The sequence below is a fragment of the Kluyvera ascorbata genome (assembly GCF_023195735.1).
GTDB classification, from domain to species: domain Bacteria; phylum Pseudomonadota; class Gammaproteobacteria; order Enterobacterales; family Enterobacteriaceae; genus Kluyvera; species Kluyvera ascorbata.
Genome location: NZ_CP096201.1, coordinates 3847994 through 3871163 on the forward strand (window position 1 = coordinate 3847994; position 23170 = coordinate 3871163).

The 23170-nt window shown below is 56.4% G+C and carries 18 protein-coding genes; 5 read left to right on the forward strand and 13 right to left on the reverse strand.

Translation table 11 applies throughout. The features are described from left to right. Nucleotides 1-5: 5 nt before the first annotated feature. Genes secD through queA form a run of 4 tightly spaced genes read right to left on the reverse strand, consistent with a single transcriptional unit; the run spans nt 6 to nt 4489 of the window. On the reverse strand, nt 6-1853 hold the full coding sequence (gene secD, locus MY052_RS18520; RefSeq protein ID WP_072011411.1) for a protein translocase subunit SecD: 1848 nt from the start codon (nt 1851-1853) through the stop codon (nt 6-8). A gap of 27 nt (nt 1854-1880) precedes the next feature. Further along, nucleotides 1881-2213, reverse strand: a complete 333-nt coding sequence (yajC, locus tag MY052_RS18525) for a preprotein translocase subunit YajC (RefSeq protein WP_123649994.1) — start codon at nt 2211-2213, stop codon at nt 1881-1883. A gap of 22 nt (nt 2214-2235) precedes the next feature. Then, on the reverse strand, nt 2236-3363 hold the full coding sequence (gene tgt, locus MY052_RS18530) for a tRNA guanosine(34) transglycosylase Tgt (RefSeq protein WP_123649993.1): 1128 nt from the start codon (nt 3361-3363) through the stop codon (nt 2236-2238). Between the two features lie 55 nt (nt 3364-3418). Beyond that, on the reverse strand, nt 3419-4489 hold the full coding sequence (gene queA, locus MY052_RS18535) for a tRNA preQ1(34) S-adenosylmethionine ribosyltransferase-isomerase QueA (protein WP_248537597.1): 1071 nt from the start codon (nt 4487-4489) through the stop codon (nt 3419-3421). A 91-nt stretch (nt 4490-4580) separates the two neighbouring features. Here queA and acpH point away from each other — a divergent pair, with 91 nt between their 5' ends. Both acpH and MY052_RS18545 read left to right on the forward strand, forming a co-directional pair. Further along, nucleotides 4581-5162 (forward strand): ACP phosphodiesterase, encoded by a 582-nt coding sequence (acpH, locus tag MY052_RS18540; RefSeq protein ID WP_248537598.1) that lies wholly within the window; start codon nt 4581-4583, stop codon nt 5160-5162. A 169-nt stretch (nt 5163-5331) separates the two neighbouring features. Then, the gene (locus MY052_RS18545; protein WP_064547849.1) at nt 5332-5934 is read left to right on the forward strand and encodes a peroxiredoxin; all 603 of its coding nucleotides are present in this window, start codon (nt 5332-5334) and stop codon (nt 5932-5934) included. A 125-nt stretch (nt 5935-6059) separates the two neighbouring features. Here MY052_RS18545 and MY052_RS18550 read toward each other — a convergent pair whose 3' ends face one another. From MY052_RS18550 to MY052_RS18560, 3 genes are read right to left on the reverse strand one after another with little or no spacing between them, the layout of a single operon-like run. Further along, the gene (locus MY052_RS18550) at nt 6060-7928 is read right to left on the reverse strand and encodes an amidohydrolase (protein ID WP_035895139.1); all 1869 of its coding nucleotides are present in this window, start codon (nt 7926-7928) and stop codon (nt 6060-6062) included. Between the two features lie 20 nt (nt 7929-7948). Then, nucleotides 7949-8491 (reverse strand): antibiotic biosynthesis monooxygenase, encoded by a 543-nt coding sequence (locus MY052_RS18555; RefSeq protein ID WP_248537599.1) that lies wholly within the window; start codon nt 8489-8491, stop codon nt 7949-7951. Between the two features lie 59 nt (nt 8492-8550). After that, complete coding sequence (locus MY052_RS18560) at nt 8551-9192, reverse strand: hydrolase (RefSeq protein WP_035895136.1); 642 nt, start codon at nt 9190-9192, stop codon at nt 8551-8553. Nucleotides 9193-9442: 250 nt separating this feature from the next. Here MY052_RS18560 and MY052_RS18565 point away from each other — a divergent pair, with 250 nt between their 5' ends. Further along, entirely contained in the window at nt 9443-10345 is a 903-nt protein-coding gene (locus MY052_RS18565; RefSeq protein WP_248537600.1) for a LysR family transcriptional regulator, read from the forward strand. Here MY052_RS18565 and malZ read toward each other — a convergent pair. The 5 genes from malZ to phoB form a co-directional block, all read right to left on the reverse strand. Further along, nucleotides 10339-12159, reverse strand: coding sequence for a maltodextrin glucosidase (gene malZ / locus MY052_RS18570; RefSeq protein WP_248537601.1), 1821 nt, complete (start codon nt 12157-12159; stop codon nt 10339-10341). The two genes, MY052_RS18565 and malZ, sit on opposite strands and share 7 nt — an antisense overlap. A gap of 201 nt (nt 12160-12360) precedes the next feature. Then, the gene (proY, locus tag MY052_RS18575; protein ID WP_202218156.1) at nt 12361-13713 is read right to left on the reverse strand and encodes a proline-specific permease ProY; all 1353 of its coding nucleotides are present in this window, start codon (nt 13711-13713) and stop codon (nt 12361-12363) included. Nucleotides 13714-13841: 128 nt separating this feature from the next. Beyond that, entirely contained in the window at nt 13842-15161 is a 1320-nt protein-coding gene (brnQ, locus tag MY052_RS18580; protein WP_035895133.1) for a branched-chain amino acid transporter carrier protein BrnQ, read from the reverse strand. 409 nt (nt 15162-15570) lie between these two features. Beyond that, nucleotides 15571-16866, reverse strand: coding sequence for a phosphate regulon sensor histidine kinase PhoR (gene phoR / locus MY052_RS18585; RefSeq protein WP_035895132.1), 1296 nt, complete (start codon nt 16864-16866; stop codon nt 15571-15573). A 21-nt stretch (nt 16867-16887) separates the two neighbouring features. After that, a complete protein-coding gene (gene phoB / locus MY052_RS18590; RefSeq protein ID WP_035895131.1) occupies nt 16888-17577 on the reverse strand; it encodes a phosphate response regulator transcription factor PhoB in 690 nt (229 codons plus the stop codon). A gap of 191 nt (nt 17578-17768) precedes the next feature. On the opposite strand from phoB, the gene sbcD reads away from it, so the two are divergent. Continuing rightward, nucleotides 17769-18971 carry an exonuclease subunit SbcD gene (gene sbcD, locus MY052_RS18595; RefSeq protein ID WP_248537602.1) on the forward strand — a complete coding sequence of 401 codons (1203 nt, stop codon included), beginning with the start codon at nt 17769-17771 and terminating at the stop codon, nt 18969-18971. Next, nucleotides 18968-22108 (forward strand): exonuclease subunit SbcC, encoded by a 3141-nt coding sequence (gene sbcC, locus MY052_RS18600; RefSeq protein WP_248537603.1) that lies wholly within the window; start codon nt 18968-18970, stop codon nt 22106-22108. Before sbcD ends, sbcC begins: the two co-directional genes overlap by 4 nt. Before the next feature lie 104 nt (nt 22109-22212). Here the strand turns inward: sbcC and mak are convergent, their stop codons facing one another. Then, entirely contained in the window at nt 22213-23115 is a 903-nt protein-coding gene (mak, locus tag MY052_RS18605) for a fructokinase (protein WP_248537604.1), read from the reverse strand. Between the last annotated feature and the right edge of the window lie 55 nt (nt 23116-23170).

Genomic DNA, 23170 nt, shown 5'->3' on the forward strand with positions numbered 1-23170 from the left:
ACTCCTCAGATTGACAGCTTTTTGACGCGCTTGCCGCCATACAACAGGTTTACGATGGCACGCGTACCGACAATCGCGGTAAACATCGACGTCGCCACACCGATACCGGTAGTAATCGCGAACCCTTTAATTGCCCCGGTGCCGACTGCATACAGGATCAAGACTTTAATCAGCGTCGTGATGTTCGCATCGAAGATGGAACTGAACGCGCCAGCATAGCCTTCGTTGATTGCCTGCTGTACCGAACGTCCGTTACTCAGCTCTTCTTTGATGCGTTCGTTGATCAGTACGTTAGCATCGACGGCAACCGCAAGGGTTAACACAATCCCCGCGATACCCGGCATACTCAACGTCGCGCCCGGCAGCAGTGACATGATACCGACGATCAGTATCAGGTTAGCCAGCAGTGCGCTTGTCGCAATCAGACCGAACTTCTTATAGAAGACGAGCATGAACAGGATAGAGACCACCAGACCGGCCAGACACGCTTCCAGGCCCTGCTTGATGTTCTGCATACCCAAGGTTGGACCGATGGTACGTTCTTCAACAATCTGAATCGGCGCAATCAGCGCACCGGCACGCAGCAGCAGAGAGAGCTGACGCGCTTCGTTCGGGTTGCTGATACCGGTAATACGGAAGCTGTTACCCAGGCGAGACTGGATGTTGGCGATGTTAATCACCTCTTCCTGTTTCACCAGAATGGCGCGACCGTTAGCATCTTTCTTACCGCTGTCTTTGTACTCCACGAACAGGGTCGCCATCGGCTTACCGATGTTGTCCTTGGTGAAGTTAGACATGATGTTACCACCCGCGCTATCGAGCGAGATGTTAACCTGCGGCTGGTTGTACTCGTCCTGGCTTGAAGTGGAGTCGGTGATATGGTCACCGGTCAGGATCACACGCTTGTACAGCACAACCGGCTGGCCTTCACGAGTATCTTTCACTTCAGAGTCGCCCGGCACGCGGCCAGAGGCAGCGGCAGCCTGGTCAACGTTGGTGTTTACCAGACGGAATTCCAGGGTTGCAGTGGCACCCAGAATTTCTTTCGCACGCGCGGTGTCCTGAATACCAGGCAGCTCAACCACGATGCGGTCAGCACCCTGGCGCTGAACCACTGGCTCAGCAACGCCCAGCTGGTTTACACGGTTACGCAGAATGTTGATGTTCTGCTGAACGGCGTATTCACGGGCTTCGCTCAGGCGAGCATCGGTCATCACCGCACGCAGCGCGGTGCTACCCTGACTGGAAATCACCAGATCCTGATGACGCTTGCTCAGATAAGAGACGGCTTCATCACGCGCATTGCTGTCACGGAAAGCGATGCTCAGACCGTAGTTGTCTTCTTTGCGAACGGTAGTATAAGGAATGCCTTTTTCACGCAGGTCACTGCGCAGGCTATCGATATTTTGTTCCTGCAGTTTGCCCAGCGCAGTGTCCATATCCACTTCCATCAGGAAGTGCACACCACCACGCAGGTCAAGACCGAGCTTCATTGGCTCTGCGTTAATCGCAGCCAGCCAGCGCGGCGTTGCCGGAGCAAGGTTAAGCGCCACGACGTATTTGTCACCCAGCACGTTTACCAGCGCTTCACGCGCACGCAGCTGGATGTCGGTGGTGTCGAAGCGCGCAAGAATAGCGCCCTCTTCCAGTGCCACAGACTTAGCGGTAATTTTTTCTTCTTGTAACGTTTTCTGGACCTGGATCAGCGTTTGCTCACTGGCGGCGACACCGCGCACGCCAGTGATTTGAACGGCCGGATCCTCACCATACAGGTTGGGAAGCGCATACAGCAGGCCGACGACAATCACGACGACCAGCATGACATACTTCCACAAAGGATAACGGTTTAACACGGCAGTTCCCTTTGGGAAAACGAATTATTACAGCGCCTTCATGGTGCCTTTCGGCAGAACGGCAGCTACGAAGTCACGTTTGATAACCACTTCAGTGGTGTCGTTCAGTGCGATAGCAATGTAGCCAGTTTCTGCTACTTTGGTCACACGACCAACCAGGCCACCGTTAGTCAGCACTTCATCGCCTTTCGCGATGGAGCTCATCAGGTTTTTATGTTCTTTGGTACGTTTTTGCTGTGGACGCAGAATCATGAAATAGAAGATCAGGCCGAAAACCACCAGCATCAGAATCAGAGACATCGGGCTGCCCTGCGACGGAGCCCCGGTTGCTGCTACCGCATCAGAAATAAAAAAGCTCATTCAAATTCCCTCATTATTAAAATTAATCAACGTTCAAAGGTGGAACGGTACGCCCCTGGCGTTGGTAGAAATCGGTCACGAAGCTCTCTAATTTACCCTCTTCGATAGCCTTGCGTAAACCAGCCATTAAGCGCTGATAGTAGCGAAGATTATGAATGGTATTGAGGCGCGCGCCCAGTATTTCGTTGCAACGGTCAAGATGATGCAAGTATGCACGCGAATAATTGCGACAGGTGTAGCAATCACACTCGGCATCAAGCGTGCTGGTATCGCTCTTATGTTTGGCATTACGGATTTTCACCACACCGTCGGTCACAAACAGATGACCGTTACGGGCGTTACGCGTTGGCATAACGCAGTCAAACATATCGATACCGCGACGAACGCCTTCAACCAGGTCCTCTGGTTTGCCGACGCCCATCAGGTAACGCGGTTTGTCAGCAGGGATCTGCGGGCAAACGTGCTCCAGGATACGGTGCATGTCTTCCTTCGGCTCACCTACCGCCAAGCCGCCGACAGCGTAGCCATCAAAGCCAATCTCCACCAGACCTTTGACGGAGATATCACGTAAATCTTCGTAAACGCTGCCCTGAATGATGCCAAAAAGCGCATTTTTGTTGCCGAGGCCATCAAAACGGTCACGGCTACGTTTGGCCCAACGCAGAGACATCTCCATGGAGCGCTTAGCGTAGTCCCAATCCGCCGGGTACGGCGTACATTCGTCGAAAATCATCACGATATCGGAGCCGAGATCGTACTGAATTTCCATCGATTTTTCTGGATCGAGGAAGATCGGGTCGCCGTTAATTGGGTTGCGGAAGTGCACGCCCTGCTCGGTGATTTTGCGGATATCGCCCAGGCTGAAGACCTGGAAACCGCCGGAATCGGTCAGGATTGGGCCTTTCCACTGCATGAAATCATGCAGATCGCCGTGCAGCTTCATGATTTCCTGACCCGGGCGCAGCCACAGGTGGAAGGTGTTGCCGAGAATGATTTGCGCGCCGGTCGCTTCGACTTCTTCCGGCGTCATGCCTTTAACGGTGCCGTAGGTACCTACCGGCATAAAGGCAGGCGTTTCCACTACGCCACGATCAAAAACCAGGCGGCCGCGGCGGGCGCGACCGTCTGTGGTGTCCAGTTCAAATTTCATCTTCACTCCTGCGTCAGAAAAACAGTCCGACGTTTTAAACACTCATGCCGGAAATTTATTCCCCGACACGCTCAGAAATAGCCTGCGGATTGTACGTGATAAACATGGCATCACCGTAACTAAAAAAGCGATATTTTTGTTCTACAGCAGCCTTATAGGCGTTCATGGTGTGCTGATAACCGGCAAAAGCGGACACCAGCATAATCAGCGTGGATTCCGGCAGGTGGAAGTTGGTGACCAGCGCATCAATCACCTGGTATTGGTAGCCTGGGAAAATAAAGATTTGCGTGTCGCCGAAGAACGGCGCAATCAGCTCATCTTTTGCCGCCTGCGCCGCGCTTTCCAGCGAGCGAACGGAGGTGGTACCGACCGCAATCACGCGGTTGCCGCGTGCTTTCGCCGCCAGCACTGCATCCACCACCTCTTGCGGCACTTCCGCGTATTCGGAGTGCATGATGTGGTCTTCAATGCTGTCAACGCGCACCGGCTGGAAGGTACCCGCGCCCACGTGCAGCGTGACAAACACCATCTCGACGCCTTTCTCGCGAAGCTTCGCCAGCAGCGGTTCGTCGAAATGCAGGCCCGCGGTCGGTGCCGCAACGGCGCCCGGCTTTTCGCTATACACGGTCTGATACAGCTCGCGGTCGGCGTCTTCGTCCGGACGGTCGATGTACGGCGGCAGCGGCATGTGGCCGATAGCGTTCAGAATGTCCAGCACGCTGCGTTCGTCGTCGAATTCAACTTCAAACAGCGCGTCATGGCGAGCGACCATTGTTGCTTTAATGCTTTCATCATCGCCCAGCAGCAGCTCGGCACCCGGCTTCGGCGCTTTAGAAGCGCGAATATGTGCCAGAATACGTTTATCATCCAGCATACGCTCGACCAGCACTTCAATCTTGCCGCCGCTGGCTTTACGGCCAAACAGGCGCGCCGGAATCACGCGGGTATTGTTAAAGACCAGCAGATCGCCAGGGTTGAGCTTATCGAGCAAATCGGTGAAAGTACCGTGCGTCAGCGCGCCCGTCGGCCCGTCCAGCGACAGCAAGCGACAGCTGCTACGCTCGGCTTGCGGATAGTGGGCAATCAGGGATTCTGGTAGTTCAAAGGAGAAATCGGCAACGCGCATGACAGTGACTCTGGGCTTAATAATGAGGCGGGTAGTCTAGTGCCGGGGAGACATCCCTGCAACCCTTACCCCTCTGGATAAACGTTTAACAATGAATTTTCTCGCTCACCTGCACCTTGCTCACCTCGCCAATAGCTCGCTTTCGGGAAATCTGCTGGCGGATTTTGTTCGCGGTAACCCAGGGCAAGATTATCCGGCCGCCATCGTTGACGGCATCCATATGCATCGCCGTATTGACGTAATGACCGACAATTTGCCGCAGGTAAAAGAAGCGCGCGAATGGTTCCGCCCCGAAACGCGCCGCGTGGCACCCATTACCCTCGACGTGATGTGGGACCATTTCCTTTCCCGCCACTGGAGCCGTATTTCACCGGACATCGCATTACCGGACTTTACCCGCTATGCCCGCGCCGAAGTCACCACGATTCTTCCGGATGCGCCAGCACGCTTTCTCACGCTGAACGAGCACCTGTGGACGGAACGCTGGCTGGAGCGGTACGCCGAGATGGATTTTATCCAGCGGGTACTGAACGGCATGGCCAGCCGTCGACCGAAGCTCGATGCGCTGCGCGACTCCTGGCATGATCTCGACGCGCACTATGATGCGCTGGAGACCCGTTTCTGGCAGTTCTATCCGCAGATGATGGCGCAGGCGAAAAACAAAACGCTGTAGGACTTGCATCGGGCCACGGAACGGCTATGCTTATTCCTTTGATAAAATAATAATTGATAGGTGAATCCTATCTTATTAATCGTCATAGTCTTTTTGTGTTCCTCGCTTACCCTCCTTATACTGGCCCGCGTTGCGTTCCATTAACCTTATAAATTCAAAGGAGAACCCCATGGTTCTGGTTACTCGTCAAGCGCCTGACTTCACCGCAGCAGCGGTACTGGGCAACGGTGAAATCGTTGAGAAATTCAATTTCAAACAGCACACCCAGGGTAAAGCCACCGTTCTGTTCTTCTGGCCGATGGATTTCACCTTCGTCTGCCCGTCCGAGCTGATTGCCTTCGACAAACGTTACGAAGAGTTCCAGAAGCGCGGCGTTGAAGTGGTTGGCGTTTCTTTTGACTCTGAGTTCGTCCACAACGCATGGCGTAACACCCCTGTCGACAAAGGCGGCATCGGTGCAGTGAAATACGCAATGGTTGCCGACGTTAAGCGTGAAATTCAGAAAGCGTACGGTATCGAACACCCGGACGAAGGCGTTGCGCTGCGCGGCTCCTTCCTGATCGACGCTAACGGCGTGGTTCGCCACCAGGTCGTTAACGACCTGCCGCTGGGTCGTAACATCGACGAAATGCTGCGTATGGTTGATGCGCTGCAGTTCCACGAGCAGCACGGCGAAGTGTGCCCGGCGCAGTGGGAAAAAGGGAAAGAAGGCATGAACGCGTCTCCGGACGGCGTTGCTAAGTACCTGAGCGAGAACGTTTCCAGCCTGTAATCGGCTGACGTTCCGGCAAAAAAAGGCTCGCATTGCGCGAGCCTTTTTTGTTTCCCCGGCGTCGGCGATGACTCGCCTGAGCTACATCCTGTAGCCCGGCCAAGCGAAACGCCGCCGGGATCGTTTTAGAACGAGAAGCAAGAACAGCCTAGCGCGCCCCAGAAGGCACGGTCATCCGATACCGGAATACCGGACTGGCGCGCAATATCGTGCTGATGCCCATGCACGCCGCAGCTGCCGCAGCACTGATGCATCTGCACCACTGCACCAATATGCTCTGAGCCCGGAGGCGCGGAGCGATAGTGGCCCGGCACTTTCACCACCGGTGACCAGTCCGGCACCACCGGAATCGACGGCGGGGCGATCGGCGTGAAGTGTCCGGCGGCGTAGACTACGCGGCCATCAACAATCGTCATCACCGACTCAATGCCTTTAATCTCTTCTTCCGGCACACTGAAGTAGTCCTTCGACAGCGCCACCAGATCCGCCAGTTGCCCAGCAGCAATACGGCCTTTTTTGCCCTGCTCGCTGGAGAACCAGGCGCTACCCGCCGTCCACAGTTCCAGCGCCACATCGCGCGGCAGACGGTTTTCATCGTCATACATCGCCATGCCGCCGACGGTCCGCCCGGAAACCAGCCAGTACAGGGCCGTCCACGGGTTATAGCTCGCCACACGGGTAGCGTCCGTCCCCAGACCAACAGGCACCTCCATCTCCAGCATTTTCGCCACCGGCGGCGTATGTTTCACCGCATCTTTACCGTAGCGATCGACAAAGTACTCGCCCTGGAAGGCCATACGGTGCTGCACCGCAATCCCGCCGCCCAGCGCCTTCACGCGCTCAATGTTGCGCTCGGTGATGGTCTCGGCGTGGTCAAAGAACCAGTGCAGACCGTTGAACGGAATATCACGGTTAACCTTCTCGAACACATCCAGCATACGGCTAATCGACTCGTCGTAGGTGGCGTGCAGGCGGAACGGCCAGCGATGCTCAACCAGATGACGGACGACGCGTTCAAGTTCATCTTCCATACCCGGCGGCAGATCCGGGCGCGGCTGCAGGAAATCTTCAAAGTCAGCCGCCGAGAAGACCAGCATCTCGCCTGCACCGTTAGCACGGTAGAAATCAGTGCCCTGCCCCGGTTTCAGCATATCGGTCCAGCGTTCGAAATCCTCAACTTCCTGCTTCGGACGCTGGGTAAACAGGTTATAAGCAATGCGGATGGTCATCTGCTTATTGGCATGCAGCTGCTCAATAATTTCGTAATCTTCCGGGTAGTTCTGGAAGCCGCCGCCCGCATCAATGGCGCTGGTCAGCCCCAGTCGGTTCAGCTCGCGCATAAACTGGCGGGTGGAGTTGACCTGCATCTCCAGCGGCAGCTTCGGCCCCTTCGCCAGGGTCGCGTAGAGGATCATGGCGTTGGGTTTGGCAATCAGCATCCCGGTCGGGTTGCCGTTGTTATCACGGACAATCTCACCGCCCGCTGGAGCTTGCGTATCCTTGGTGTAGCCCACCGCCTTCAGCGCAGCGCGGTTGAGCAGGGCGCGGTCGTAGAGGTGCAGGACGAACACCGGCGTATCCGGCGCGGCATCGTTAAGCTCCTGCAGCGTCGGCATCCTGCGTTCGGCAAACTGGAACTCACTCCAGCCCCCCACCACGCGCACCCACTGTGGCGATGGCGTACGATCGGCCTGCTCTTTGAGCATGCGCAGCGCATCCGCCAGCGACGGTACGCCTTCCCAGCGCAGCTCCAGGTTGTAGTTCAGCCCGCCGCGAATCAGGTGCAGGTGCGAGTCGTTAAGGCCAGGGATCACCGTATGGCCGTGAAGGTCAACAATCTGCGTGCCTTCACCCGCGTAGGACAGCATCTGCGCGTCGCTACCGACGGCGAGAATTTTGCCATCAGCGATGGCCACCGCTTCGGCGATGGGCTGTTGCGGGTCAAGAGTGTGAATCTGCCCCTGCGTTAAAATCAGGGTAGCGGTTTGTGACATAGCGTTCTCCTCGCGTCGATTCAGGCTTTTTTCAGCCAACCGGCAAACAGGCGGGTCACGATGGGCATCCAGAACCAGACCACCAGCGCGACCACACAAGCATCATTAATAAAATGCAGTAACAGGGTTCCCTTTAACGACGGCAGCAGCGCGCCGGTAATCGCGGGGACCAGGTTAGTACTGGGGAAAATCACCAGCAGCGTTATCAGAGACTGTTTCCAGCGCTTTGGCTGGCGAACGTTAGCGGCAGGCGGGGTGAACCAGAAAGCGGCTTCGGTGCGCACCTCGGTGCGGTCGCCGTCCCCCAGAACCGGGGCGATTTCCTCCACCAGCTTGCGTCGCACGTCAGACTGGGTCCAGGCGTAGAGGTGCTCGATGGTGTCGAAGCGGATGATAATATTCCAGGCCGTCTGTCCATCGACCGGACGAATAACGTTGGCACCCAGATGACCGGGATAGCTAGCGGCAATAGGCATAATTTCGCCAAGCCAGGCTTCGTACTGCGCAACGTGTTCGGGACGAATAGCGTGGGTAATAACCAGCGTGACATGCTTTTGCGTCATGAAGATGGGTTCCTTGCGCTTGCAACCGGTGGGGTCGACGCCCCACCGGGTCGCGGACCTTAAGCTTTGCGCTCTGGCGCGCCGTGCACCATGGTATAGGCATAGTCCACGCCCATCCCATACGCGCCGCTGTGTTCACGCACCAAATCCATCACCGCGTCGTAAGTTTCTTTGCGTGACCAGTCGCGCTGGTACTCAAGCAGCACCTGCTGCCAGGTCACCGGCACCGCACCAGCCTGCACCATGCGGTCGATAGAACGCTCGTGGGCATCAACAGAGGTGCCGCCGGAGGTATCAGTCACGACATAAACTTCATATCCCGCTTCCAGCGCCATCAGTGCCGGGAAGGTCAGGCAAACTTCAGTCCACAGCGCCGAGATAATCAGTTTTTTACGCCCGGTCGCTTCTACCGCTTTCACAAAAGCAGCGTCTTCCCAGGAGTTCATTGAAGTACGTTCGATAGGCTTAACGTCGGGATGAACAGCGAGTAATTCTGGCCAGATATAGCCGCTAAAACTTTTCGTTTCGACGGAAGTGTAAATTACCGGAACATTAAATATTTTACCGGCCTTCGCTAATGCTACGGTGTTATTTTTCAGCGTCTGGCGATCAATATTCGCCACCCCGAATGACATTTGTGGCTGATGGTCAATAAAAATAAGCGCAGAGTTTTGAGGGTCAATCAGTTCCCGGATAGACATAACACACCTTCTTAATCAATAAGTTAAAAGGTAACGGTCTTAAACTGCCGTCAGCAGCAGGATCCTGAATCAGAAAGCTTGTTGAGTATAGCGGGAAATTTCTAACGAGTTATTAAAGAAAACTTACCATCCCGTGACGGTAATAAATCAGCATCAAAAAAATGCGACAGTTTTATCTAATTTATTCACTGGCTTTGTTTTTCGCTATTCGTTACAACGTAGTGGTTTAATTTTCAGGATATTTTTTATTATGCGACTCAATCTGGACGTACTGCTCATTCTTGATGCCCTTGATAAACACGGGTCTTTCGCCGCCGCCGCTGATTCGCTGTTCAAAACGCCCGCCGCGCTTAGCTATATGATTCAAAAGCTGGAAAGCGACCTGGAAATTACGTTGCTGGACCGCTCCGGGCATCGGGCTAAATTTACCGATACCGGACGAATGGTGCTGGAAAAGGGCCGTCTGCTGCTCAACGCGGCAAAAGATCTGGAAAAACAGGCGGTACAGCTGACCTCTGGCTGGGAGAAAGAGCTGGCGATAGCACTAGACGACTCGTTTCCCTTTGCCGCGCTATTGCCGACGATAGACGCCTTTTACACCCTGAATAAACAAACGCGCCTCAACTTTACCCATCATACGCTGGCCGGTTCCTGGGAAGAACTCACCCATAACGGCGCGGATATTATCCTCGGTGCGATTAACGAACCGCCCACCTCCGCCGCCTGGTCGTACCGTATGCTCGGCACGCTGGATAACGTGTTTGTGGTCGCGCCAAGTCACCCGCTGGCCACCGCGTCAGAGGGCTTAACCAACGAGCAGCTCTGTTTACATCGCGCGGTAGTGATAAGCGATAGCGCACGGGTATGCCATCCCTTGCAGACCAACCTGATGGATGAACAGCCGCAGATTCGCGTTGACGATTTTCACAGTAAGGTGACGCTGCTGCGCGCCGGTATGGGCTGTGGATTCCTCCCCCGCCATATTGCCAGCCCATGGCTGGCGACAGGAGAGTTAGTGGAGAAAACGGTAAACTCATTTCGCCAGAAAGACGTCGCCTATATGGCCTGGCGCAACGGCAGCGACGGGCTCGCCCAGCGCTGGTGGCGTGAAACCCTGCTCGCCAGCGCTGAAATTCGCCGTCTCTATCAGTGACCGGTCCACACCGACGCGGAGATATCCGGTAGCGTCAAGCGCATCCCCTCAAGCTGCGCATCGCCCTCCCTTCGCTGCCAGTGAGCCACGTGCAGCAACGGGGAGTCAGAGAGCGTGACGTCGCAGGCTTCCCCACGGTTAATCGCCACCAGCACGCGCTCTGCGCCAAGCACGCGCAGGAACACCACCACGTCTCCCGCCGCATAGAGCACCTGGCAAGCGCCAAGGCGCAGCGCAGGCGTCGCTTTACGCAACGCGGCCAGACGCTGGTAGAGCGCCAGCAGATTTTTATCCTGTTTGCTTTCATCCCACGGGAACGGCTTGCGGCAGAGCGGGTCGTTATCGCCGTCCAGCCCCACTTCATCGCCATAGTAGATACAGGGCACACCGGGCCAGCTAAACAGCCAGACCACGGCCAGCGGCAGACGCGCCACATCGCGACCCAGCAGCGATTTAAAACGCGCCGTATCGTGGCTATCAAGCTGGTTAAACATCCGTAGCTGCTGCTGATGCGACAGCCCGGCGCGGTAGTCTTCCATCCACGCGATACAGGTTTGTGCATCAATCTTCTGCGGGTCGTAGGAGATATCGGTATTCGCAAGGAATCCCCACAGCGGGAAGGTAAAGCCGCGATAGTTCATCGCCGCGTCTTCCGCATCCTGCTGTAACCACTGACGCGCATCGCCAAAATGTTCGCCGAGCACGTAGGCGTCCGGTCGCGTGGCTTTCGCCGCCTGGGTTATCCCTGCTACATGCTTCAGGTTGTTCTTTGCGCCACCCGCTTCGCCGAGCATGTGCACCACGTCCAGTCGCCAGCCGTCCATATTCCACGGCGCTTTCAGCCAGTGGCGAACGATGCTGTCTTCACCGCCGTAGATTTCGTCAATCAGCGCCTGAGACCGGTAATCCAGCTTCGGCAGGCTCGCGTAGCCTAACCAGTCGAGCGCTTTACCCTCCGGTGAAAAACTGTATTGGTCGCGCCACGGAGAGTCCGGGTGATGGCAGGCCCCGCTCGGTGTGCGGTTGTGGCGGTCAAACCAGGCGTGGGTATCACCGCTGTGGTTAAACACGCCATCGAGGACGAGGCGCATCCCCTCGCGCTGGGTGTTATGGCGCAAGCGCAGCAGTGCGTCGTTGCCGCCGAACTGTGGGTCGACCTGACGATAATCTTCAGTATCGTACTTGTGTACGCTGGGTGCGGTAAACACCGGGTTCAGGTACAGCGCGGTGACGCCAAGCGCTTTCAGGTACGGCAGTTTTTCGCTGATACCGTCGAGGTCGCCGCCGTAAAAGGTCGAGCCACCCGCTTCGGCAGTGAGAGGGTCATCCCAATCGCGCAGGACGATGTCGTGCCCGGCGGCGTGATGATGGTAGACCTTATCCTGCTGGTCGCTGCGCGATGGGCTGCGGGCGAAACGGTCCGGGAAAATCTGATAGAAAACCTGTTCGGTCACCCACTGTGGGCCAGCGTCCGGGCAGTCAAAGGCAAAGAGTTCGAGCTTGGCCGGTGGAAAGGCGCTAAAGCCTTTTGGCGAAAACCACTGCTGGCGGTCATCCCACAGCAGCTTAAAGGCGTAACGGCGGCGCGGCTGGCCTTCATGCAGGCTGATTTCCGCGCGCCATTGCACGATATCGCGGCTCGGCGCTTTGCCGCTGCGGCGCATCGGTAGCGCCATCTCTTCGTTATCAACTTCCGAGCGCATCGTCACCCGCTGCGGCAGATCATCGCCACGAAGCCACAGCGTGATAATGAGTTTGTCCTGTTGCTGTTTAATAAAGGGAGCAACAGGAAGGTGCCAGGCATTCAACATCATCTATCCCCTATCCTCAAAGTGAGCTCACCTTGCCATACGACTATTGCACCCTACTCATCTTTTGAACATTTTTGTAGGGAGGAGGACGGGGGCGGAGAATAGAGAGGCAAAAACGTTGTAACCAGGCCAAGCGAAATGGTGCCGGTAAAGCTCCCGGAGTCGGTGCTGACGCACCGACTCCGAGCTACTTGATAGAGCAGATTATTTGCGGCGACGGGTTTTAAATGCCCAGCCGACTAACAGCAGCAGGATCCACGCAAAGCCCACGTACAGCGAAATACGCGTGTCCGGGTGGTAACCAATCAGCGCGATGATAAAGACCAGGAAGACGATACCGACAATCGTTGTCGCCACGCCGCCAGGCACTTTAAACTTCAGCGCTTTGATTTCATCAGCCGACAGGCGGCGACGGAAAGCCACCTGCGAAAGCAGGATCATAATCCACACCCACACCGTCGCGAAGGTCGCCAGCGACGCAATCACCAGGAAGACGTTTTCCGGCATGATGTAGTTGAGGTAAACCGCAAACAGCAGCGCGATGGTCATTACCATCACCGTCACCCACGGAATACCGCGACGGGACGTTTTAGCGAATACCTTCGGTGCGCTACCCTGCTCCGCCATCCCGTGCAGCATACGACCCACGCCGAACACGTCGGAGTTAATCGCCGACAGCGATGCCGTCAGGACCACAAAGTTGAGGATGCTGGCCGCGAAGGTGATCCCCAGATGCTGGAAGGTCATCACAAACGGGCTGCCGTTGGTACCAACCTGGTTCCACGGATAAATAGACATAATGACGAACAGCGTACCCACGTAGAACACCAGAATACGCATCGGCACGGAGTTAATCGCGCGCGGAATCGAAGTCTCAGGGTCTTTCGCTTCACCGGCGGTAATACCGATAATTTCGATACCGCCGTAGGCAAACATCACCATCTGCAGCGACATCACCATGCCAAGCAAACCGTTGCTAAAGAAGCCGCCGTTGCTCCACAGGTTATGAATCCCCGTCGGCTGCCCGCCGTTGCCAATACCCCAGATGATGATGCCAAAACCGGCGATAATCATGATGATAATGGTGGCAACTTTGAAGAACGAGAACCAGAACTCCAACTCACCGAATACCTTCACGCTCATCAGGTTGATGGCGCAGATAATCAGCACCACGCTGAGCACCCATATCCAGTGCGGCACCGCCGGGAACCAGACGCCCATATAGATACCAAAGGCGGTCACATCCGCAATGGCTACAATCAGGATCTCAAAGCAGTAGGTCCAGCCGGTGATGTAGCCCGCCAACGGGCCCAGGTTATCCTGCGCGTAGCGAGAGAAGGAGCTTGCAGACGGGTTATGCACGGACATTTCGCCCAGCGCACGCATGATGATATACGCGGCAACGCCGCCAATAATGTAGGCCAGCAGAACGCTTGGCCCGGCCATCTTGATCGCATCGGCGGAGCCGTAGAACAGCCCCGTACCAATGGCCGATCCGAGGGCCATAAAGCGAATGTGTCGGGTGCTTAACCCGCGCTTCAGCTTGTTGTTTTCCATCGTTTCCAGTGCCATGTCATACCCATCATCATCGCGCCGCAGCGCGAACGACTTAGGTGAAAGTACCCAAAATAAAAAACCACGGAACATCACGTTCCGTGGTTAAAACACCTTGATGTCAACGCCGGTTAGTGGGCGCTTGATGTCACCTGACGACCTGCTGTGCGGTCCCAGATTATGGCCAGAACCGCCATCACAACCGTCGGCATCAGCCATGCAAGGCCTTGCTCGGCCAGCGGTAAACGGGTCGTCCACGCTGGCAGCACATCTGCAAAGGCAGAGGCTTTGATGCCGTCAAGGATACCAAATACCAGGCTGATAAACATCGGTGGTGCAATAACGCGGCCCGAATTATGCCACCAATTGCGGGTAAAACTCAGCACTACGAGTGCGATACATGGCGGATAAATCGCGGTCAGCACCGGAATGGAGATTTGAATCAGGTGGCTCAGCCCCAGATTCGACACCGCCATCGAGAACAGGCCAAGGATAAAGACCAGTGAACGGTAGGAGAACGGCAGGTACTGCGCAAAGAACTCAGCGCATGCACAGGTCAGGCCCACCGCCGTCACCAGACAGGCGATGAAGATCAATGCCGCCAGCAGGAAGCTGCCCGCGCCACCGAAGGTGTGCTGTACGTATGCGTGCAGAATTGCTGCACCGTTCGCGTTCTGATCGACAAGCGTCGCGCTGTCTGACCCCAGGCGGAACAGCGCCAGATACAGCAGCGTCAGGCCCACACCGGCCATCAGGCCAGCCCAGATGGTATAGCGGGTCAGCAGACGTGCTTCGGTCACACCGCGAGAACGCGCGGCGTTAACGATAACGATACCAAACACCATCGCACCCAGCGTATCCATGGTCAGATAGCCGTTCACAAAACCGTTTGAGAACGCGGCGGTTTCATAGGCTTCCATCGCGTGGCTGATAGGGCCAGCTGGCCACATCACGGCAGCAACGGACAGCACAATCAGCGCCAGGATTTTCAGCGGCGCCAGGAAATTACCCACGGTATCCAGCAGTTTGCCCGGATAGAGCGACACCAGAATCACCAGCGCGAAGTAGACAACGCTGTAGATAAACAGCGGCAGTTCACCGCTGCCGGTCAGCGGCGCGATACCAATTTCAAACGACACGGTCGCGGTACGCGGGGTCGCAAACAGCGGGCCAACCGCCAGGTAGCAGACCGTAGCGAGCAGTACGCCCGCCACTTTACCAATTGGCGTGCTCAGGCTATCGACGCCGCCGCCCACTTTCGCCAGCGCGACGACGGTCAGCACAGGCAGACCTACCGCAGTAATCAGGAAGCCGATAGCCGCAGTCCAGACGTGTGGACCGGCCTGCAAGCCAACCATAGGAGGGAAAATGATGTTGCCTGCGCCAACAAACAACGCGAAGGTCATAAAGCCCAGAGCGATGATGTCACGCGATTTTAATTGATGGGTCATATGTAACTACAGCCTGTGGATGTGGTGTTGTAAAACAAATTTATTGTGTCAGCGCCTGTGGAATGATGCAGAGGAAACTGACAATAAACTCAGCGGGATATGCTCCCTTCGCGGCGTAGAGAAGAATAGTTTTTTGATTTACCGCGTATATACAGTCTGTTTACGACTGCATGGGGGCCAATTTAAACGCTTATAACGTTTTAAAGCAACACGGGATCGCAAAACCAGATGATTATATTGATAGTGAAAAAATAAGCAGACGGATTAACTGGATTTAAGAAAAACATCCGGCTAATCATGCGAACAAAAAATAATCAGACGTTCGTAAATCACGCGGGGGTTACTTGACTGCAAAGCAAACAGACCAGCCGAGGCTGGTCTGTGGAAAGTTAAGCTGACAAGCGTGAAATTACTCGCTATTTTTGGCAATTAAACGTTCCGGCAGCAGAAAGCTGAAACACGAACCTTTGCCGAGCTCACTGGTAATATCCAATCGGCTATCGTGATGATTAACCGCATGTTTAACAATTGCCAGCCCCAAACCGCTACCGCCGGTCTGCCGTGAACGCGCTTTATCCACGCGATAAAAACGCTCGGTCAGCCTTGGCAGATGCTCAGGCGAAATTCCCGGTCCGTTGTCCTCCACGCTGAACAATGCCCCGTGCGGCGCATGCTGCCAGCGCACGGTAATCAGCGTCCCTTCCGGCGTATGATTCACCGCGTTGTAGACCAGATTCGACATCGCGCTACGCAGCTGATCCTCATTGCCCAGCACTTTTAACGTCTCATCAATTTCAAAATGGAACTGATGCTTATGCTGACTGAGCGTTTGCGCCTCGCGCTCGACTACCCGCAGCATCATCGGCACATCAATTTTTTCATTGAGCGCCAGCGTCGGTGAAGCCTCAATCTTAGAGAGCGTCAGGAGTTGGCGCACCAGCCCTTCCATCCGCTGCGTCTGCTCACGCATGGTGTGCAGCGCTTTTTCACGCACGTTCCCTTCCAACACCTGCTCCTGCATCATCTCCAGATAGCCCTGCAACACGGTTAACGGCGTGCGCAGTTCATGGCTAACGTTGGCAAAGAAGTTGCGTCGAGCGCCTTCCAACTGGTGCATCTGCGTCACATCACGCGCCACCATCAAAAGCTGACGGTCGGTGTAGGGCATGACGCGGATCTCCAGATGGCGACCGCTGTTCAGCACCAGATGCAGTGGCTTTAAGAACTCACGTTTTTTGAGGTGTTGGGTAAATTCGGGGTAGCGCAGCAGGTTGAGGATGTTTTGCCCGCTATCGTCGGGCCAGCGAAGCCCCAGCAGCTGCTGGGCCAGGCCATTACACCAGAAAATAGCGCCCTCTTCGGTGGTAAGCACCACCGCATCCGGCAGCGACTCCGCGCCGCTGCGAAAACGTTTAATCAGATTACCCAGTTCGCGGCGGCGTTTTTTATTACGCAACTGCATCTGGTTGAGCCCGTATAGCAAGGGCTCCCAGCTACCGCGTCCCGGCGGCGGGGTCATACTTCTGTCAACCCAAAGCCACCATGAAAGTCGCAGTAAATTCCAGAAATGCCAGATAAGCAGCCCGGTCACCGCCGCCAGTAAAAACCACGGCAGATAACCAAAAATCAGTCCCAGTATCACGGCCGGGAGACAGCATAACACCAGCTCCAGTACCAGCCTTTTCCATGACAGCCGTTCCAGCACGCGTCACACTCCTGTCAAAATTTAGAAACGGGCGGAAAAACGATAACCCGTGCCGCGAACGGTTTGCACCATGCGGTCATGACCACTGTGTTCCAGCGCTTTACGCAGACGACGGATATGCACGTCGACGGTACGGTCTTCAACATAAACGTTAGTGCCCCAGACGTGGTTCAGCAGCTGTTCGCGGCTGTAAACGCGCTCCGGGTGCGTCATAAAGAAGTGCAGCAGTTTAAATTCAGTTGGGCCCATGTCCAGCGGGTTTTCACCGGTCATCACGCGATGAGAGGTCGGGTCAAGGCTCAGCCCCTGCATCTCAATCACCTCTTCCACCGCCATCGGCGAAATGCGGCGCATCACCGCTTTAATGCGGGCGACCAGCTCTTTTGGTGAGAATGGCTTGGTAATGTAATCGTCAGCGCCCGTTTCCAGGCCACGCACGCGGTCTTCTTCTTCACCGCGAGCGGTGAGCATTACCACCGGAATGTCACGCGTCAGCGCTTCACGTTTGATATGCTTAATAAATTGCAGTCCCGAACCGCCCGGTAACATCCAGTCGAGCAGAATAAGGTCGGGCCAGGGTTCATTCAGTTTACTGACAGCGGTGTCGTAGTCTTCAGCTTCTACCGGCTGGAAACCATTTTGTTCCAGTACGAAGCAGACCATCTCGCGGATTGGCGCTTCATCTTCAACGACCAGAATACGTCTTGCCATTATTTGCCCTGTTTTTAGACATCAGTATTATATACGGCGTCATTATGCGTCAGATTTATGACAGATTTATGAAAAACATGACCGTTAGATGATCGCGGTTTGCCGTTTATGACACTGCCGAAACGCGCTCATCGACCTCAACGTAGGCTGATGTTTATAATCAACTTTACGCCACTTCTCACGGAACCGCTATGCGCATCATCCACACATCGGACTGGCACCTCGGCCAGAACTTCTACAGCAAGAGCCGCGCGGCTGAACATGAGGCTTTTCTGCACTGGCTGCTCGCGACCGCCGAAACCGAACGAGTCGATGCCATTATTGTGGCGGGCGATATCTTCGATACCGGCTCCCCGCCGAGCTACGCGCGTGAGCTGTACAACCGATTTGTGGTTAATCTGCAACAAACCGGCTGCCATCTGGTCGTGCTGGCGGGCAACCACGACTCTGTGGCAACGCTGAATGAATCCCGCGATATCCTTTCATTTCTGAATACCACGGTGATCGCCAGCGCAGGCCATGCCCCCTTTATCCTGAACCGCCGCGACGGCACGCCCGGCGCGGTATTCTGCCCGGTGCCGTTCCTGCGCCCGCGCGACATCATAACCAGCCAGGCCGGGCTTTCCGGCAGCGAAAAAGTCCAGCAGGTACTGGCGAGCATTACCGATTACTACCAGTTGCAGTACCAGCAAGCCTGCACGCTACGCGGTGACGCCACGCTGCCGATTATTGCCAGCGGTCATTTGACGACCGTCGGTGCCAGCAAAAGTGACGCGGTACGCGACATTTATATTGGCACACTGGACGCGTTTCCGGCGCAAAACTTCCCGCCGGCCGACTACATCGCGCTGGGCCATATTCACCGGGCGCAGAAAATCGGCGGCAGCGAGCATATTCGCTACAGCGGTTCGCCTATCGCCCTCAGTTTTGATGAAACCGGCAAAGCCAAAAGCGTCAATCTGGTGAGCTTCGCCGACGGCAAGCTTTCCGAGGTCACACCGCTTACCGTTCCGATTACTCAACCGCTGGCGGTGATCAAAGGCGATTTTGACACAATCAGCGCCCAGCTCGCTGAATGGCGCGATGCTGCCGCAGAGCCGAGCACCTGGCTGGATATCGAAATCACCAGCGATGAATACCTGCATGATATTCAACGTAAAATTCAGGTTATCACCGATGACCTGCCGGTAGACGTGCTGCTGGTGCGCCGCAGTCGCGAACAGCGCCAGCGCATTCTGGCAAGCCTTGAGCGCGAGACCTTGAGCGAGCTGAGCGTCGAAGAAGTATTCCAGCGTCGTTTGTCGCTGGAAACGCTGGAGGAGGAGCAGCAGCAGCGTCTGCATGCGCTGTTTAATGACACGCTCCAGAGCCTTGGCGAGGAGGAACAGCCATGAAAATTCTCAGCCTGCGTCTGAAAAACCTCAACTCGCTAAAAGGCGATTGGAAAATCGATTTCACCCAGGAGCCGTTTGCCAGCAACGGTCTGTTTGCCATTACCGGCCCCACCGGCGCGGGCAAAACCACACTGCTGGACGCCATCTGCCTGGCGCTATACCACAAGACACCGCGCCTAAGTAACGTCTCCCAGTCACAAAACGACCTGATGACCCGCGACACCGCCGAGTGTCTGGCGGAAGTGGAGTTTGAAGTTCAGGGCGTGGCCTATCGCGCTTTCTGGAGCCAAAACCGCGCCCGCAACCAGCCGGACGGCAACCTGCAAGCGCCACGCGTCGAGCTGGCACGCTGCGATGACGGGCAGATTCTGGCGGACAAAGTGAAAGACAAGCTGGAGATGACGGCCTCGCTGACCGGTCTCGACTACGGCCGCTTTACCCGCTCAATGATGCTCTCTCAAGGCCAGTTTGCCGCCTTCCTGAACGCCGAACCGAAAGAGCGTGCCGAACTGCTGGAAGAGCTGACCGGCACCGAAATTTACGGCCAGATCTCTGCGCAGGTATTTGAAAAACATAAACACGCGCGCGGCGAGCTGGAAAAACTTCAGGCGCAGGCCAGCGGCGTGGTGCTGCTGAGTGAAGAGCAGCAGCAGACCTTGTCACAGAGTTTGCAGGCGCTTACTTCTGACGAACAGCAGTGGCAACAGCAACACACCCAGGCCGCCCAGCATCAGCAGTGGCTGGTTCGCCAACAGGAACTTGAGCAGGACGAACGGACTCATCAGCAGGCGCTGATTGCCGCAAAACAGGCGCTGGAAGCCGCCAAGCCGCAGCTCGCCACGCTCAGCCGGGCGCAGCCAGCCGAGGCATTACGCCCGCGTTGGGTCCAGCTACAGGAGCAAGCCGCCACGGTGGCAAAAACCCACCAACTGACAGAGCAAGTAAATACTCGCTTACATGATTCTCGCCGCCTTCGCGACCGTATCCGCCTGAGCGCCGAACGGCAGGCCACCTCGCTCCAGCACACGCAAAGCCAGATTCAGCAGTGGCTTCAGGAACATGATCATATCCAGCATTGGCAGGGGGAACTGACCGGTTGGCGCAGCGCCTTTAGCCAACAGGCTCGCGAACGCGCTCAGATAGAATCCTCCGCGCAACGTTTAAAGGATCTGGAGAAACAGTTCGCTCAACTGCCGCCGTCAGCCTTAACGCTGACTCAGGAAGAGGTTGCCGGACAAATTGCGCAGCACGCGGCCACCCGCCCGCTGCGCCAGCAATTGAGCGCGCTGCATACCCAGTTCATCCCACTCCAATCGCGCCGCCTGCAGCTTCTGCACGCTCAGCAGCAGCGCCAGCAGCAGTTGGAGAAACTGAACGCCGGACTTACCCAGCTTCGTCAGACCTATAAAGAGAAAAAGCAGCAGCGCGACGACGTTAATGCCATCTGCGAACTGGAGGCGACCATCGTCCGCCTCGAGGCCGAGCGCGCGCGTCTACAGCCAGGCGCCCCCTGCCCGCTGTGCGGCTCCACCAGCCACCCGGCGCTCGCGGAATATCAGGCGCTGACTCCAGATGCCAACAAAGCTCGCCGCGACGCGCTGGAAAAAGAGGTCGCTCATCTGGCGGAAGAAGGCGCCACGCTGCGCGGCCAGCAGGCCGCACTGGAAAAACAGCAGCAGCAAGAAAATACGGAGCTAGAGACGCTTTCTGAGCGAGAGCAAGCACTTACATCACAGTGGCAAACCGTCATTCAAGGGTTGAATATCACGCTGCAGCCCGCTGACGACATCAACGGTTGGCTCGCCGCCCAGGACGAGGCAGAACAGCAGCGCTATCACTACAGCCAGCGCCTGACGCTCGACGCGCAAATTCGCGAGCTTCGCGCCCAACAAACCCAATTGCGCGATGAACTCGCTCAACGTGCCGCCGCGCTGACCCAGACGTTCTCCGCTTTCGGCCTTCCCCCTGCGCAACCAGGCGAAGAGAGCCAGTGGCTGGCCTCCCGTGAAGCGGATACCCAGCGCTGGCAACAGCAGCAAAAACAGCATCAGGAGATTCAACAGCAGCTCGCGCAAATCCAACCGCTGCTCGAGACGCTGCCTGCGGTACAAGACCCAACTGACGTCGCCCCAGTGGCGCTCGACGGCTGGCAGCAGGTGCATCATGACTGCGTGTCGCTGGAAAGCCAATGGCACACGCTCCAGCTTCAGGAGGTGCAGGAGAAACAGCGCTTGCAGCAGGCCGAGCAGGCCTTCGACCAGGCGCTTGCCGAATCCCACTTTAGCGATCGCCAGGACTTCCTCAGCGCCCTGCTGGACAACGAAGAACGCCAGCGTCTGGAACAGTTAAAACAGACGCTGGAGACCCAGCATCAGCAGCGCCAGACCCTGGCCACTCAGGTGCAGGAGGCGTTGCAGCGTCATCTAACGTTGCGCCCGGAATCCCTGAATGCCGCGCTAACCCTCACCGATGCTCAGATGCAGCTCCAGCAAATTTCCCGTCAGCTGCGCGAAAACAGCGAGCGGCAGGGCGAGCTTCGCCAGCAGCTTAAGCAGGACGAAGAGAATCGGCAGCAGCAGCAGGCGCTGTTCCTGGAAATCGAAAAAGCCAGCGCCGCGCTGGAAGACTGGGCGCATCTGAACGCACTGATAGGCTCTAAAGAAGGCGATAAGTTCCGCAAATTCGCCCAGGGCCTGACGCTGGATAATCTGGTCTGGCTCGCCAACGAACAGCTTAGCCGCCTGCACGGTCGCTATCTACTCCAGCGTAAGGTCAGCGACGCGCTGGAGCTGGAAGTGGTCGATACCTGGCAGGCAGACGCGGTGCGTGATACCCGGACGCTTTCCGGCGGCGAAAGCTTCCTCGTCAGCCTTTCGCTGGCGCTGGCGCTTTCTGACCTGGTGAGCCATAAAACGCGCATCGATTCGCTGTTCCTTGATGAAGGCTTCGGCACGCTGGATAGCGAAACGCTGGACACCGCGCTTGACGCGCTGGATACGCTTAACGCCAGCGGCAAAATCATCGGCGTGATTAGCCACGTAGAAGCGATGAAGGAACGGATTCCGGTGCAGATTAAGGTGAAAAAGATCAACGGGTTGGGATATAGCCGATTGGATAAAGCGTTTGCGGTTGAGTAAGCCCTCCACCTAATGTAGGCCCGATAAGCGTAGCGCCATCGGGCATTCCGGTGCACATTGCCGGATGGCGGCTACGCCTTATCCGGCCTACAGAAAATACCAACTCACGCCGGCCACAGCCACGCCGCCCCACGCACCCCGCTGGAGTCTCCATGCAACGCCTTGCGAATCGGCGTTTCACACTCCCCGCCGAATACCCACTCTTTCACCAATTCGGGCACCGTCTGGTAAAGACGCTCAACGTTACTCATCCCGCCGCCCAGCACAATGACATCCGGGTCGAGGATATTCACCACGTGCGCCAGCGATTTCGCCAACCGCTGTTCATAGCGGCCAAGCGCCTGCTCCGCCAGCGCATCCCCTTCGCTCACCAGCTGCATAATTTCACCGCCTTTGAGTGGATTACCGCTCAGGCGGTGATAATCCGTAGCGAAGCCGGTGCCAGAAATAAAGGTTTCAATACAGCCCTGCTTACCGCAATAGCACGGTACTTCAGCCCGGAAACGGAGTTCATCGTCATTCATCCACGGCAGTGGATTATGCCCCCACTCGCCGGCCGTACCATTACCGCCAATATGCGCGCGGCCGCCCAGTGCCACGCCCGCGCCGCAGCCGGTGCCGATAATGACCGCAAACACCGTCTGTGCGCCCGCCGCCGCGCCATCTACCGCTTCAGATACCGCCAGACAGTTAGCATCGTTGGCCAGTCGCACCTCGCGATTCAGGCGACGGCTAAGGTCTTTATCAAATGGCTGGCCGTTGAGCCAGGTGGAGTTGGCGTTTTTCACCACGCCGGTATAGGGCGAGATCGAGCCGGGAATACCCATGCCCACCGTCCCCGTTTGTCCAGTTGCCTCTTCGGCGAGAGCAACAAGATGCGCAATGTTCTCAATGGTTTGCTGATAGTCACGCGGCGTCGGCAAACGGTGGCGATAAAGCTGCTCACCCTGGTCGCTTAGCGCGATGACTTCGGTTTTCGTTCCACCTAGATCGATACCAATTCGCATTCATTACTCCTGTTTAAAACAATGCAAGGGCGTGGACAATTCGTTATCATTGCCC

Coding starts and splice junctions, on each gene's coding strand:
- yajC (WP_123649994.1), bottom strand. CDS start 2,213: ATGAGCTTTTTTATTTCTGATGCGGTAGCAGCAACCGGGGCTCCGTCG.
- tgt (WP_123649993.1), bottom strand. CDS start 3,363: ATGAAATTTGAACTGGACACCACAGACGGTCGCGCCCGCCGCGGCCGC.
- queA (WP_248537597.1), bottom strand. CDS start 4,489: ATGCGCGTTGCCGATTTCTCCTTTGAACTACCAGAATCCCTGATTGCC.
- acpH (WP_248537598.1), top strand. CDS start 4,581: ATGAATTTTCTCGCTCACCTGCACCTTGCTCACCTCGCCAATAGCTCG.
- MY052_RS18545 (WP_064547849.1), top strand. CDS start 5,332: ATGGTTCTGGTTACTCGTCAAGCGCCTGACTTCACCGCAGCAGCGGTA.
- MY052_RS18550 (WP_035895139.1), bottom strand. CDS start 7,928: ATGTCACAAACCGCTACCCTGATTTTAACGCAGGGGCAGATTCACACT.
- MY052_RS18555 (WP_248537599.1), bottom strand. CDS start 8,491: ATGACGCAAAAGCATGTCACGCTGGTTATTACCCACGCTATTCGTCCC.
- MY052_RS18560 (WP_035895136.1), bottom strand. CDS start 9,192: ATGTCTATCCGGGAACTGATTGACCCTCAAAACTCTGCGCTTATTTTT.
- MY052_RS18565 (WP_248537600.1), top strand. CDS start 9,443: ATGCGACTCAATCTGGACGTACTGCTCATTCTTGATGCCCTTGATAAA.
- malZ (WP_248537601.1), bottom strand. CDS start 12,159: ATGATGTTGAATGCCTGGCACCTTCCTGTTGCTCCCTTTATTAAACAG.
- proY (WP_202218156.1), bottom strand. CDS start 13,713: ATGGAAAACAACAAGCTGAAGCGCGGGTTAAGCACCCGACACATTCGC.
- brnQ (WP_035895133.1), bottom strand. CDS start 15,161: ATGACCCATCAATTAAAATCGCGTGACATCATCGCTCTGGGCTTTATG.
- phoB (WP_035895131.1), bottom strand. CDS start 17,577: ATGGCAAGACGTATTCTGGTCGTTGAAGATGAAGCGCCAATCCGCGAG.
- sbcD (WP_248537602.1), top strand. CDS start 17,769: ATGCGCATCATCCACACATCGGACTGGCACCTCGGCCAGAACTTCTAC.
- sbcC (WP_248537603.1), top strand. CDS start 18,968: ATGAAAATTCTCAGCCTGCGTCTGAAAAACCTCAACTCGCTAAAAGGC.
- mak (WP_248537604.1), bottom strand. CDS start 23,115: ATGCGAATTGGTATCGATCTAGGTGGAACGAAAACCGAAGTCATCGCG.